The following is a 12,561-nucleotide window of genomic DNA, read 5'->3' as shown; positions in this document are numbered from 1 at the left end:
CGGCAACCGCCACCGCTCCGCCTGTGACGACAGGGCCGCACGCCTCCTCAGGGAGCGGCCACGGCCCCAGGGCGGGTACTTTTGGCCAACCATCACATCAACACCACTGCGACCACCGTCGCGGCGATGAGGCCGCAGATGACCGGCAGGAAATTTCGCCTTGTCAAATCCTCCGGACTGCACCCGGTCACGCCGGCGATGTCCAGCACGCCCCACGGCACGAGGGTGCCGCCGCCGCTCCAGACGGAGCCCATCTGCCCCAGCGCCGCCAGCACGGCGATATTGACACTGATCGGTGTGCCGAGCGCCTGTGCCAGGGTGCCGACCAACACCAAGCCCGAGAATCCCGAGCCGTCGAGCCCTGCGATCACGCCGACCAACACCACGATGATCGCCACCGGCACTGCGGAGAGCGGGACGTGGGCGGCGAGGGCGCGACCGAGATCGAACAGATACCCCGGTGCCCCCTTCCCGAGGATCTGCGGGGCGATGTCGGGCGATCCCATGAAGAAGAAACCTGCAATCGGAATGACTGGGGCGAAGATGCGGATGGAGAAGGTGAAGCCGGACTGCAGGTATTCCATGACGGCCTGGTAGGTCTTCAGCCCGTGTTGGAGGAACGCGATCAAAAGAAACAACAACAGGCTCACCCCGCCGACGAGCGCCGTGGCGTCCCCGCCGCGCAGCCGGAGGACGATGGTGGCGACGATGGTCGCGAGAAACACCAACGGCACGGCGATGGCGGCAAAACGGGCGGCGAAACTGTAGGTGCGCTCCGCAGGTGCCTCCGGCACGGCCTCAGCGATGAGCCGGCCGCGGCGCATGTCGCGGCGCAGCAGCACGTAGGCGAGGACGGTGCTCACCAGTCCGGTGGCGATCACCAACGGCACGCTGGCGCGGATGATGTCCATCACGGTCACCCCCGCGGCGGCGCTGGTGAGCTTCGGCGCGCCTTGGATCACGAAGTCGCCGGACAAGGCGATGCCGTGGCCAAACAGGTTCATGGCCATCGCGACGCCGAGGATGGGCAGGCCGGCGCGCAGCGCGATGGGGATCATCATGGGGCCGACCATCATGGTGGCGGGCGTCGGCCAGACGAACGCGGAGATGATCCCTTTGATCACCCCGGTGCCCCAGAAGGCCATGCCGGGTCCGCGGAACAGGTTGCGCACCGGCCTCAGCAGCAGTTGATCCGCCCCGATGCGCTCGAGCAGGCGCAGCAGCGCGATCATGATGGCGATGATGAGGATGATCTCCAGCAGCACGTTCGCGCTGGTCAGGCTGGCGTTGAACAGGGTCTGCACGCCGAACACGAAGTGGCCCGAATACACCCAGCCGAGTACGAACGTGCCGATGATGCAAAGCGGGATGACGCCTCGTCGCATCGCCATGCCGATGATGACGAGCACGACGACGGCGAGATAAATCCAGTGGGACGCCGTCAGGGTCATGGTATGGCCTCCTCCAAATAGGCTGATATCGGTGCCGCATCTTATGGAGGAGGACTCAAATGGGTGAAACGCGGGGGTGAGATGCCTGGGCACGGGGGCGCGGGGCATTGGCTCCGGGCGTTGGCGCGGGCCGGACGGCACGTGCGGGCTGCGGAGGCATCGGATTGGCTCCGTTCGATCGAGCTCCCGCCCCTGCACGCCGCGACGAGAGTCCTGTCTTCCCGCGTGGGTTCCGCATCACAGAACTCCGTTCCGCCATCCATGATAAAGTGGCGATTTCGCCTTACCTCCGAGCCGAGGCGTCGGATAAAGTGGGATTTGACGTTACCGCGAGGTCGGCCAGGGCGGTTTAATGCGTTGCTTTACCTTATCGCGCCTTCTGGGCCTCGGGAGTCTACCGTCTAAAATCAAAACGGTCACAAGGCAGATGCAACAGCAGGTCAATAAGGTGGAATCGTTTGTTATGCTGTCGCAGCGGCGCTACATAAAGGCAAAAACGTGCGTAAGCGCCGCCACGGATATACGGCTGACCACCGTGGTTCCACATCACAGAACTTCGTTCCGCTATCCCCTCCCTACACACGAGCAAAACGGGTTAGAAGTGGTTATGAAGGGAATATATGTTACAAACCCGCATCCCACGTGTCTACGCCGGCCCGCCGTTGGACAAATTAACCATGAGCCGTGGGCCCGTCGAGCCATACAAGCGACGCCATCTCCGGGCCACCACCGTTCCACACCGTCCGAAGCCACCGATCGCAGGCTGTCCATCGCCAGCCCGAAGAAGGAGGAGATTCCTTTGGATGAACGCATAACGCGCTCCGGCCAACACACCAAGGTCAATGCCCGTGCAGTGAACGGACAACCCCATCCCAAGCCGCAGTTGCGACAACGGGACGCGGAAGTGACGTCGCTGGTCGACGTCGACAGCCCCGACGACTTCGCCTACGAGGGGCAATTGGGCAGCACGGCCCCACAGACCGCCGGGCGAGCCGCCGAACCCGCCTCCGGCCGAACCGCCGCCTCAACCGCCGCCTCAACCGCGGGCCAAGCCACCGCCCGGCAGGCCCAGGCGACCCGCGGCAGCCAGGCGTGGACCACCGTCGACAACCCGGACGATTTCGAGTGAGCCGAAGACGGCCCCGCGCCACCTCTTCCCAGCCCGGGGCCGCCTCGTCACCGGCCGTCCTGGCCTGACGCCATCCACGCCTTGCCCGCCGCCATCCCTGCGCAGTCCGCCGCACCCCGTTCCCGGGCCGCCTCGCCCAGCCCCGGGGCCGTCCCTTCTGCGGCCGTCTAGGCCCGCCGCACTCCGTTCCCGGGCCGCCACGTCAACGGCCGCCTCGTCACCGGCCGCCCCTTTCGGGCCCCAACGACTGCCCTAGAAGCACCACAACAGCGTGATCGAAATCCCACAAACCACGGCCAGGTACACGAAGTCCAAGCCGCGCACCGGCACCACGCGGTAGTAGGTGCGGCCGTCGGGTCGATCCGCCGGCGCGCCCCGAAATCCTCGCGCTTCCATCGCGATCGCGACCCGCTCGCTCATGCGGATCGCCTGCGCCAGCAAGGGCAGCGCATACGTCACCGGCCGCAGCGCCCGCCAGCGAGCGTCCTTGCCGCGCAGCTGCCGGGCCTGCTTGAGCTTCGTCCACTCCGATTGAAACAGCGGCATGAAGCGGATTCCGGCCAGAGTACCGTAGGCGAACTTGGGAGGAACGCGGAACGTCTGGGACAGGCCGACGACCAGATCGGTGACATCCGTCGCCGTCACGAACAGCACCCCGAAGCACACCGCGCCAAGCATACGAAACGCCAGCACCAACCCGGCGATGAATCCGGGGTAGCTCAGGTGCATCCACAGAAAGTCGAGGGTCCTGGTCCCCGGCTCCACGCGGGCGTACGCCGTCAGCGTCCACACGTACAGCACGTAGAAGATGAGAAACGGCGACAGCCGCACGATCACCTGACGTGGTGACAAACGGGCCGCGCCGAACAGAAGCACCAGCGGCCACAGGAACATCGCCACAGCCTCGGGCAGGGTGTGCGCGAAGATGCCGATCGCGATGGCGATCACGCACGTCACCAGGTGCCACGGCGGATTAAGCCGGTACACCAGCCCCTTGCGCCGCGGTTCGGCGGGCGTTGTCGCTGGCCCGGACACGGCCGCAGGCACCTCACCTCCCTGCGGCACTGTCCGCGCCGCCGCATCGCCATCCTCCAGCGGTCGCACGTCGTCCACCAAATGGGCCCTCGCCATCACGTCGGGGCGCTCCCACAGCCCGGCGGGCGGCCCCCAGTACAACAGGCCCCCGTCCGCCACCACCGCCACATGGGTGGCATACCGGCGGACCAGGTCCAGGTCGTGCGTGGTGATGACCACCGTCCGCCCCTCGCGGTGGAGCGCCGCCAACCGGGCCAGGATGGCCTGCTGCGTGCGCGCGTCCTGCCCGAACGTCGGCTCGTCGAGCAGGTACACGTCGTGCGGCTCCCGCAGCATGGACGCCACGCTCAATCGCCGCTTCTGGCCCTGGCTCAACCCGAACGGGCTCTGCTTCGCGCATCCGTCCAACCCGAACGCCTCGAGCAACCGCCTTGTCTCCGGCGGCACCTCATCCCCCACCGGCCGGTTCGCCAATTCATCCGCGACGCGCTCGTAGATAAATTGGTACTCCGGATTCTGGAAGCAGAAAGACACCGTCCGCACGCGATCCGCGGGCCGCCAGGACCGCATCTCCCTGCCGAGCAGCCGGACCTCGCCGCCGCTGAGCCGCTGCAGCCCGGCCATCACCTGCAGCAGGGACGACTTGCCCGCTCCGTTTGGCCCGACGATGGCCACGAACGCACCCTGGGGCACGTCCAGTGAGACGTCCCGCCACACCAGATGCCCGCCGTACGCCAGGCGGCCGTTTCGGATCGAGAGGGCCGGTTCCGCCAGGTTCGATCCCGCCGGTCCCGCCCCACTTGGAGCCCCCGCAGGCTCCAACGCGCGCCTGGCCTCGGTATTCGTCGCATCCCCAATCGCCCCTCGGGCCCCCGCAGGCTCAGCAGTCCCCGCATCCTGCGCAGCCCCCGAAAGTCCGCCCGGCCCTTCCGCCGGCCATCCACCCAGCCACACCGGGCGCGCCTTCCATGGCGCCACGACGCCCTCGGCGACCAGCCAGTCCCATTCTTCGCGGATCACCTCAGCCGTCGGGCCCGCCCGGTGCACCCGGCCCGCCGCGTCAAACAACACCACCCGGTCCATCCAGGGCAACAGGGCGTCGAACTTGTGCTCAATCACCAGCAGCGTCTGTCCGGCCCGGGCCAACCGGGCGATCTCCGTGAACACCTGGCGGGTGGCCAGCGGATCGAGGTTGGCCGTCGGCTCGTCGAGGATCAGCAGCCTTGGGTGCATCGCCAGCGCACAGGCGATGGCCAGTTTCTGCTTCATGCCGCCGGAGAAGACCGCGTGACCGGCCCGCTCCTGCCCGGCGAGCCCCACCTGCGCCAGGCTCCCGCGAATCCGATCCGGCATCTCCGCCCTGGCCAGCCCCTGGTTCTCCAGCCCGAACGCGATCTCGTCGTCCACCCGCAGCATACAAAACTGCGCGTCCGGGTCCTGGAAGACGTAACCCACCGCACCCGGCGCCTCGAGCGACGGGTGGCGCACGACCTCGCCCGTCACCTTGGCCTCGACCGCCTCCGGCATCAGCCCCGCGCACAGCATCGCCACCGTGCTCTTGCCGCACCCGCTCGGCCCGAGAAACAGCACCGACTCCCCCTGATGCAGCTCGAAGTCGATCCCGCAGACCGCCGCACGCCCGTCCTCATACGCGATGTCCACGCCGCGCAGCCGCAGCAGGCAGGGGCGTTCCGCACGACGCACCGTGCCATCCGCCGTCCCCGGCGCCTCGTCCGGCCTCTCCTCCGGCGCCCTGGCGAACACTGCCCGTTCCGCGTCCCGGGCCTGGGGCCCTGTCAAGACCTCCGTCCGGGTCATTTCGATCCCGCTTGCCTTCCGATCTCAAAATTGCGCAAGGTGCCCGCCCGGTTGAGCGCGTCCGCGATCCACTTGGGCAACAGCCCCGCCAGCACCGCCCCGCTGACGAGCGTCAGCACCAGGTACCCAAGGATGGTGCCCGTTCCGTACTGGTTGCCGCCGTACTGGAAGTACCACTGCAGCGTGTTGCCGACGCCGCCGAGCGCCCCGGAGAGCATCATCATGCTGGAGCCGTACCGCTTCCAGCCGCCGAGGGCGAGGCCCGCCTCCGCGCCGATGCCCTGCACCAGACCCGAGATGATGGCCCCTGTCCCGTACGGGCTGCCGAAGGCGAACTCGAAAAAGGCACTGACCACTTCCGCGAACAATGCCGCTCCCGGCCGCCGCACGATGTACGCGACGAGCCCCGCCGCGATCCACCACAGGCCGTTGACAATGCCCATCGCGGCCGGGCTCCAGCCCTTGGTGATGACCTCCGTCAAAAAGTCCCAGCCCATGTACACCACGCCGCACACCACCGACAGAATCGCCGCCACGACAATGTCCCGCAGCTTCCACTGCATGCCCAACACCCCTTTGTACCGTGAGGCGGGAACACGATGGGAAATCAAAAACCTCTTTCATGTTCCGCCCGGTCTGCACAATCGACCGATCCGGCCCACAAAAGAGGTCCCACGCACGTGTTGTCCGATGGCACTTCCTCCCGCTGGTATTATCCAGATCGAGTCCATAGGGTTAGCGGCAAGCCGCTTCTCAGCCGGTACGGCACCCCTAGCGCCTCACGATGAAATTGTCACCTTCACTGTAGCACGCTGGGCCTGCGGGTGCAATACGCTCGCGATCGCGATGCTGGAGCGAACCGGAAGCATCCTGCGCGATCGTCGCGGCAAGTGGTATGATGACGAGGACACGGGAAGGAGAGGACGACGTGGTCCCTGCCGATGTGCTGTTGATCGATGGCAGTTCTCTGTTGGTGCGAGCGTACTTCGGAACCCTCTATGGCGGTCGCCCGCGGCGCGCGGCCGACGGGCGGTACACCAACGGCGTGATGGGATTCCTCCACATGTTCACGCATGCGCTGGAACGGGTGCGCCCCCGCTACGTGGCGATCGCGTGGGATACCACCCGCGACACCTTCCGGCGCGACCTGTATCCGGCTTACAAAGCCCAACGGGGCGAGCTGCCGGAAGCGCTGCTGGAGCAGTTTGAGACGACGCAACAGGTTCTTGGAGCGCTCGGGGTGGCGCAGCATGCCGACCATCGGTACGAGGCCGACGACATCCTCGGAACCCTCGCCCACCGCTGTCAGGAGGAGGGGTGGGACGGCCTCGTCCTCACGGGCGATCGGGATGCCCTTCAACTGGTCGCCGACGGGGTAAGGGTGTGCATCCTGCGCCGCGGCGTCGCGGAGACGGACGTGTACACGCCAGCCACGCTCCTAGAGACGTGGGGGCTGACCCCGTCCCAAATCGTCGATCTCAAAGCCCTCATGGGCGACGCCAGCGACAACATCCCGGGGGTGCCCGGCGTCGGCGAGAAGACGGCGAAGAAGCTGCTGGCCGAACACGGGACGCTGGAGGGGGTGCTCGCGAACGCGGAGGCGTTGCCGGTTCGGCTGCGGGATCGAATCGTGGCGCACCGGGAGACCGCCCTGCTCAGCAAGCGCTTGGCGACCATCGTCACGGACGTGCCGCTGCCGTTCGATCTCGCCGACTGCCTGCTGCGCGTGCACCTCGGCGACGCCCTGGAGGCCCTTCGAGCGCTCGAACTGGAGCGGGCGGCGGAGCGCCTGGCCCGCGCCGCGACGGCGGCCGGCGCCGCCGGATGAGGCGTGGGGATCGGACCATGATTGGGTGTCAGGGGAGCGGATCGCCCTTCACGATGCCGTAGTACACCAGGTCGATGAAATGGCCGTCCTTGAACGCGTGCTGGCGGAGAAGGCCTTCTCGCCGCATGCCGATCTTCTCCATGACCCGCATCGACGCGGGGTTGTGGGGCATGGCAGCCGCCCAGACGCGGTGCAACCCGAGATCGGTGAATGCGAACTGGACCATGCGGCGCGCGGCTTCGCTGGCGTAGCCCAGATTCCACCAGGGGCGTCCGACCCAATAGGCGAGCTCGGCCCGGTGGTGGCGCTGGGCCACGCCCAAGGCCACGCAGCCGACCAATGCCCCGCTGTCTTTGCGCACCATCACCCGCACGTACTGAGTGCCGGCCCGCTCGGCCTCGTTCGCGGCCTGAATCCAGGCTTCTGCGGCGCCGTCTGGATAGGGATGGGGGATGTTAAGGGTCGTCCGCGCGATGTCCGGGTGCCCCGCCAGGCGCTGGACGGAGGGTGCGTCAACCGCGGTGACGGGGCGCAACAGGAGGCGATCCGTCTCCAGGAGGGCCCCCTGAACGGTTCCCCCAAGTTCCCGCTCAGATTCCCGCTCCCGTTCTGGTTCTCGCTGTCGTCCGTGCGGCTGGGTGGTCACCGGCGCGTCTTCTCCTCGACGGCGGCCACCTTTTCCTCCATCGAGTGGGAGACGTCCCGCCGATCGTCGATCTTCACGACCGTCGACAACCGCTTCGCGCCCATCGCCACCAGCGCCTCGTGCATCTCCTGAATCGCCTGGAAGATCTCCGGCAGGTCGCCTTCGATGGTGGTGAACATCGGATCGAGGCGGAACCGGAGATTCGGATGGCGCTCCAGGACTCGCTGCGTCTCGGCCACGTATGTGCTCACGCTGGTGCTGCCCGTCCCGAGGGGTGCGATGCTGACGGCCACAATGGCCATGGTGAATTCCTCCTTGTATCGTCCGGACCCCACAGTCCGCATGTTACCAACCCCATTGTACCATCGCCTCGCACAGCCATGTATGGGTCCGCAGGGTATCAGGGGGTGTGGACGGTGTGGGCACTGCCCGGCTGGCGTCCCTGCCGCCCAGCGGGTGAGTTCGTCCCACCGCAGTGCGGAAGCAACAGAACCAGCACGCGAAAGGAATCTTTTCCATCTCGTCGAATAGGATGGGGAAGATTGATGGGAGCGTGGAAGGTGGGAGCGTGGTGATGGGGCTGTTCGTATTGCTGGGATTCATCCTTTACATCGCGGTCATCATCGCGTTGATCAGTATTTTATCGGGCCCCGCTGGTATTCCCCGCCGAGCGCCGGCACAGGATAAGCCCCGCCGAACCTGAACGGCGAGGCCTGGTGTTGTGAAAAGGACCCGACGTACAACAGTCCTTCGTTTCCAGGGGCGAGCCGCCACACGGACGGATCAACTCGGTGCGTGTTCGGCGACCAGACAGGCCCTCAGTCGTTTCAAGGCGCGCGATTTTAAGTGGTGCACTGCTTGTTGCGTGATGCCCAGTTGTTTTGCCACCACGTGCTCCGGCACACCCTGGATGACCGTGGCGATGATGACCGTTCTCTGCTTAGGTGTGAGCAACGACAGCGCGGTTTCGAGGAACACGTGGTATTCGGCCTCCGACGCGGTGTCGGAGTGCGCCGCCAAGAGGTACAACATGTCCTCGCCGTCCTCATCAGCTGGCGCATTCAGAATCAAGAGCTCCCGTTGCCGCAGAATCTCTCTCTTCCTGGCCAACCTCGCGCCCTCCTGGCGTATGCCGGTGACAAACCACGCCACAACCCGCGCCTCCGCGAGATCCCAAGGGTCAGCTAAGGGAATGGTTTCATCCCGAACACCCTCTTCGCAATGAGCGTTTGTCGTGCTACCCCAGCCTATGGAGGTCCTCAATGGACTATGCCTAAACCGTCAATCGCGCGTGGAAACTCGGCGGTCACGCAAACCCCTGACATGCCGCCTCACGACTTCGGGGCGTCTCGCCCATTCCAGCACCAAATGCCAACCTCCGATGGATGCCGCGCCGACCAGCAATCCGTCCAGCCATATCACCGCCAATCCTCGCAGGGTGGTGGGAAAAGGTTGAATCGTCAGCATCACCAAGGCCTCCCCTACAATCAGCGCCAGCAGTTTGGTCGGAATCCGCCGAATCCCCGGAACGTCCTTCACGTACTCGATGATGATGACCGCTGCTGCGCTCAACGCCTCCGGGCTCTGCAACCACTCCCATCCCAGCCCTTGCATACGCCTTCCCCCATCCTCGGCGTCCTTGCGGTGTGCTCAGCCCCTGTACCCTATAAGGCGGGATCAGCTAGATGATTTAACAACGCCCACGTGCACTCACCTCGACCGCTCCTGCCAGCGTCTGAGTTCATCGCGCCCCCAGGTCGTGTTCGGCTTATATCTGCGCACGGCCTGCGTGACCCACAACATCAACTCGACTTCATCGTCCTCGTTGTGGTGACTGTATTTTTTGATGAGTGGCATCAGACGTTGAATAATCTGAACAATCGCTTCCTGGTCGCCGTTTTGCGCACGGTGGATCAATTGTCTCAGCTTGGGTTGCTTCACGCGGACACCTGCCTCTTTGACGGTCTGAGAAAACAAAAAACTGGCAAACTATCGCCAGTTGCACGCCGAGTATTAGCAACCTGGCAACCATAGCTTGAACGCCGTAGGCCCATGGCTTTGCGTCCCCCGGTTTCCCGAGGTTTGCCCATTGTATCTTTCGTTTCGTGCCTTCAGTATAATAGGGTGCTTACTTTGGCTCAATCGGCGATATGGCTCGGGTGCGGGCAGGATACCATCCTGTCACCTTGTAAGGCTATTTCTCTCGTATTTTCAATATATTCCTCGCAAATCCGATTCGGACGGCCATTTCGATCCAGCTCGCCAACGCAGCGTGGCGCCGCGCACGTGCCGAAGGCAACGAGCGCGGCGCAAGAACTCATTTTTCTCGCTTCTGCAATGCATGGAACACGTCCTGCGGCCGGATCCCCGCCACCTTCCACAGCGCCAACAGGTGGTACAGCAGATCCGCACTCTCCTCGGCCAGCTCCGCGCGGCCAGCGGCCGACTCCACCGCGTTCTTCGCCGCAATCACGACCTCCGCGCTCTCCTCGCCGACCTTCTTCGCCACCTTGTCGACGCCGCGCTCGAACAGGTACGTGGTGTACGATCCCTGCGGCCGTTCCGTCCATCGCTGTTCGATCACGCGCCACAACCGCTCCAACACCTGCCCGCCGGCATCCTCACCCGCGGCCGGTTCGGCGCTCGTGCTGCTGTCGTTCGCCGTGCCCGGGCCCTCCGCACCGGGCGCAGCCTCGCCGTCGCTCACACCGGGTTCTCCCGCCCCGCCCCCGTCCGGGCCCGAGCCAATGACGCTCTCCTTGTGCTGCAGCACCCGGTAGAAGCACGACGCTGCCCCCGTGTGACAGGCCGGGCCCGCCGGCTCCACCCGGTACAGGACCGCGTCGCCGTCGCAGTCGATCCGCACCTCCACCACCCGCTGCACGTTCCCGCTGGTGGCGCCCTTGCACCAGAACGACTGGCGGGACCGGCTCCAGAACCAGGCCTGTCCGGTGCCGAAGGTGCGCTTGAGTGCCTCGCGGTTGGCGTACGCCAGCATCAATACCCGGCCGTTGCGCGCATCCTGGACTACCACCGGCACCAAGCCGGTGTCCTTGTCGTAACGCACCGCGTCGAGCCACACCGCTTCCTCGGCGGCCGTGTCGGCGCCACCCGCCGTGGATGCTTTCGATCCCGCCGGCGCCACAGCCTCCTGCCCCGGCATCACGCGGGTGTCCCCGTGCCCGTCCATCGCACCGGCACCCCCTTTTGGCGCAGGAAGGCCTTCACCTGGCCGACGGACGTCTCCGCGAAGTGGAAGACGCTCGCCGCCAGGGCCGCATCCGCCTTGCCCTCGGTCAGCACTTTGTAAAAATGTTCCTTCTTTCCCGCGCCGCCGCTGGCGATGACCGGAATGTTCACCGCCTCGGCCACCAATCGCGTCAGCTTGATGTCGAACCCCTCGCGGGTGCCGTCCTGACGGAAGCTGGTCAGCAGGATCTCGCCCGCGCCGAGTTCGGCCGCCCGCTTCGCCCAGGTGATGACGTCCATGCCGGTGCCGACCTTGCCGCCCTTGACCATCACCTCGTACTGGCCCATCGTCTCGTTGAGCTTGGCGTCGATGGCCACCACCACGCACTGCTCGCCGAAGCGGTGCGCCGACTGGCGAATCAATTGCGGATTGCGGACGGCACCGGTGTTCATCGACACCTTGTCCGCGCCCGCCAACAGCAAGGCGCGCACGTCATCCACCGTCGACACGCCGCCGCCGACCGTGAGCGGGATGTTGACCTTCTCCGCCACCTCCGCCACCACGCGGTGCGTGGCCAAGCGCCCCTCCTCAGAAGCGGAGATGTCGAGCAAGACCAGCTCATCCGCGCCGTCTGCGCAGTATCGCTCCGCGAGCGCCACCGGATCGCCCGCGTCACGGCGGTTCTCCAAAAAACCGACGTGCTTGACGACACGCCCGTCGAGCACGTCAAAGCAGGGGATGATGCGCTTGGTCAGCATGCCGTCTCCTCCTCCCGAAGGGCTGCAAACGCCGCCGCCAGATCGAGCGTGCCATCGTAAATCGAGCGGCCCGCGATGGCTCCCGCCAGGCCCGCCCGGCGCGCCGCGAGGACGTCTTCCAGGCTGCGGATGCCGCCCGACGCGATGGCCCCGAGGCCTTCCGCCTGAACCGCCACGGCGAGGTCCAGGTTGGCGCCCTGCAGGGTGCCGTCCCGGTCCACGTCGGTCACCAGCGCGTGGCGCACGCCCACCTCGTAGAGGCCGCGCGCCACCTCAACCAGCGGTACGTCCGTCTGCTCCAGCCAGCCGCGCACCGCCATCTTGCCTCCGCGCCCATCGAGGCCCGCCACCAGGGCGTCCGCCCCGAAACGGGCCACCGCCGTGGCCATCCAGTCCCGGTCCAGCGCCGCCGTGCCGATCACGCAACGCGCCACCCCCGCCTCGAGCCACTGCGCGATGGCGTCATGCGTGCGGATGCCCCGCCCACCTGGACGCGCACCCCGCGCGCCGAGGCGGCCCGCACCACCCGACGCACCGCATCCACGTTGACCGGGCGGCCCGCTTTGGCGCCGTCGAGATCGACCACGTGCAGCCAGCGCGCCCCTGCGTCCATCCAGCGCGACGCCATCGCCGCCGGGTCGCGGCCGTACTCCGTCTTCGCGTCGTAGTCGCCGCGCGTCAGGCGCACGCACGCCCCGCCCAGGAT

Annotated in this window: 12 protein-coding genes, 1 pseudogene and 2 riboswitches; of the genes and pseudogenes, 2 read left to right on the top strand and 11 right to left on the bottom strand. The window is 66.3% G+C overall.

Going from position 1 to position 12,561, the window contains the following annotated elements; translation table 11 throughout:
* Positions 1 to 92: 92 nt before the first annotated feature.
* Positions 93 to 1,451, bottom strand: coding sequence for a hypothetical protein (locus N687_RS0117180; protein WP_029423034.1), 1,359 nt, complete (start codon positions 1,449 to 1,451; stop codon positions 93 to 95).
* A 799-nt stretch (positions 1,452 to 2,250) separates the two neighbouring features.
* On the opposite strand from N687_RS0117180, the gene N687_RS21455 reads away from it, so the two are divergent.
* A complete protein-coding gene (locus N687_RS21455; RefSeq protein WP_035462464.1) occupies positions 2,251 to 2,580 on the top strand; it encodes a hypothetical protein in 330 nt (109 codons plus the stop codon).
* Between the two features lie 252 nt (positions 2,581 to 2,832).
* On the opposite strand, the gene N687_RS0117170 is transcribed toward N687_RS21455, so the two are convergent.
* Together N687_RS0117170 and N687_RS0117165 are read right to left on the bottom strand one after the other, a co-directional pair.
* Positions 2,833 to 5,433, bottom strand: a complete 2,601-nt coding sequence (locus N687_RS0117170; protein WP_051663389.1) for an ATP-binding cassette domain-containing protein — start codon at positions 5,431 to 5,433, stop codon at positions 2,833 to 2,835.
* Positions 5,430 to 5,996 (bottom strand): ECF transporter S component, encoded by a 567-nt coding sequence (locus N687_RS0117165; RefSeq protein WP_029423032.1) that lies wholly within the window; start codon positions 5,994 to 5,996, stop codon positions 5,430 to 5,432. The genes N687_RS0117170 and N687_RS0117165 overlap by 4 nt, the downstream gene beginning before the upstream one ends.
* Positions 5,997 to 6,114: 118 nt before the next feature.
* Positions 6,115 to 6,216: riboswitch (TPP riboswitch) on the bottom strand.
* A gap of 145 nt (positions 6,217 to 6,361) precedes the next feature.
* On the opposite strand from N687_RS0117165, the gene N687_RS0117160 reads away from it, so the two are divergent.
* Positions 6,362 to 7,261 carry a 5'-3' exonuclease gene (locus tag N687_RS0117160; protein ID WP_051663388.1) on the top strand — a complete coding sequence of 300 codons (900 nt, stop codon included), beginning with the start codon at positions 6,362 to 6,364 and terminating at the stop codon, positions 7,259 to 7,261.
* A 28-nt stretch (positions 7,262 to 7,289) separates the two neighbouring features.
* Here the strand turns inward: N687_RS0117160 and N687_RS0117155 are convergent, their stop codons facing one another.
* The 8 genes and pseudogenes from N687_RS0117155 to N687_RS21445 all read right to left on the bottom strand — a co-directional run bounded on the left by N687_RS0117155 (position 7,290) and on the right by N687_RS21445 (position 12,543).
* Positions 7,290 to 7,907, bottom strand: a complete 618-nt coding sequence (locus tag N687_RS0117155; RefSeq protein WP_231493522.1) for a GNAT family N-acetyltransferase — start codon at positions 7,905 to 7,907, stop codon at positions 7,290 to 7,292.
* Entirely contained in the window at positions 7,904 to 8,209 is a 306-nt protein-coding gene (locus tag N687_RS0117150; protein ID WP_029423029.1) for an MTH1187 family thiamine-binding protein, read from the bottom strand. Before N687_RS0117150 ends, N687_RS0117155 begins: the two co-directional genes overlap by 4 nt.
* A gap of 481 nt (positions 8,210 to 8,690) precedes the next feature.
* The gene (locus N687_RS0117140) at positions 8,691 to 9,017 is read right to left on the bottom strand and encodes an RNA polymerase sigma factor (protein WP_231493521.1); all 327 of its coding nucleotides are present in this window, start codon (positions 9,015 to 9,017) and stop codon (positions 8,691 to 8,693) included.
* Between the two features lie 171 nt (positions 9,018 to 9,188).
* A complete protein-coding gene (locus N687_RS0117135) occupies positions 9,189 to 9,521 on the bottom strand; it encodes a hypothetical protein (RefSeq protein WP_029423027.1) in 333 nt (110 codons plus the stop codon).
* Positions 9,522 to 9,617: 96 nt separating this feature from the next.
* Positions 9,618 to 9,848, bottom strand: a complete 231-nt coding sequence (locus N687_RS0117130; protein WP_051663386.1) for a helix-turn-helix domain-containing protein — start codon at positions 9,846 to 9,848, stop codon at positions 9,618 to 9,620.
* Positions 9,849 to 9,919: 71 nt separating this feature from the next.
* A riboswitch (cyclic di-GMP riboswitch) is annotated at positions 9,920 to 10,004 on the bottom strand.
* A gap of 220 nt (positions 10,005 to 10,224) precedes the next feature.
* The gene (gene hisI, locus N687_RS0117125; RefSeq protein WP_231493520.1) at positions 10,225 to 11,097 is read right to left on the bottom strand and encodes a phosphoribosyl-AMP cyclohydrolase; all 873 of its coding nucleotides are present in this window, start codon (positions 11,095 to 11,097) and stop codon (positions 10,225 to 10,227) included.
* Positions 11,070 to 11,855, bottom strand: coding sequence for an imidazole glycerol phosphate synthase subunit HisF (gene hisF, locus N687_RS0117120; RefSeq protein WP_029423024.1), 786 nt, complete (start codon positions 11,853 to 11,855; stop codon positions 11,070 to 11,072). The genes hisI and hisF overlap by 28 nt, the downstream gene beginning before the upstream one ends.
* Positions 11,849 to 12,543 (bottom strand): annotated as a pseudogene (locus tag N687_RS21445) (HisA/HisF-related TIM barrel protein). The gene hisF and the pseudogene N687_RS21445 overlap by 7 nt, the downstream one beginning before the upstream one ends.
* Positions 12,544 to 12,561: the final 18 nt, after the last annotated feature.

Origin of the sequence: Alicyclobacillus macrosporangiidus CPP55, from assembly GCF_000702485.1 — a bacterium.
In the GTDB taxonomy this organism is placed as follows: Bacteria; Bacillota; Bacilli; order Alicyclobacillales; family Alicyclobacillaceae; genus Alicyclobacillus_H; species Alicyclobacillus_H macrosporangiidus_B.
This window is presented reverse-complemented; position numbering and strand designations above follow the sequence as displayed.

Excerpts from the sequence above, each read along its gene's own strand:
- N687_RS0117180 (WP_029423034.1), bottom strand. The coding sequence starts at position 1,451 with ATGACCCTGACGGCGTCCCACTGGATTTATCTCGCCGTCGTCGTGCTC.
- N687_RS0117170 (WP_051663389.1), bottom strand. The coding sequence starts at position 5,433 with ATGACCCGGACGGAGGTCTTGACAGGGCCCCAGGCCCGGGACGCGGAA.
- N687_RS0117165 (WP_029423032.1), bottom strand. The coding sequence starts at position 5,996 with ATGCAGTGGAAGCTGCGGGACATTGTCGTGGCGGCGATTCTGTCGGTG.
- N687_RS0117150 (WP_029423029.1), bottom strand. The coding sequence starts at position 8,209 with ATGGCCATTGTGGCCGTCAGCATCGCACCCCTCGGGACGGGCAGCACC.
- N687_RS0117135 (WP_029423027.1), bottom strand. The coding sequence starts at position 9,521 with ATGCAAGGGCTGGGATGGGAGTGGTTGCAGAGCCCGGAGGCGTTGAGC.
- hisI (WP_231493520.1), bottom strand. The coding sequence starts at position 11,097 with ATGGACGGGCACGGGGACACCCGCGTGATGCCGGGGCAGGAGGCTGTG.
- hisF (WP_029423024.1), bottom strand. The coding sequence starts at position 11,855 with ATGCTGACCAAGCGCATCATCCCCTGCTTTGACGTGCTCGACGGGCGT.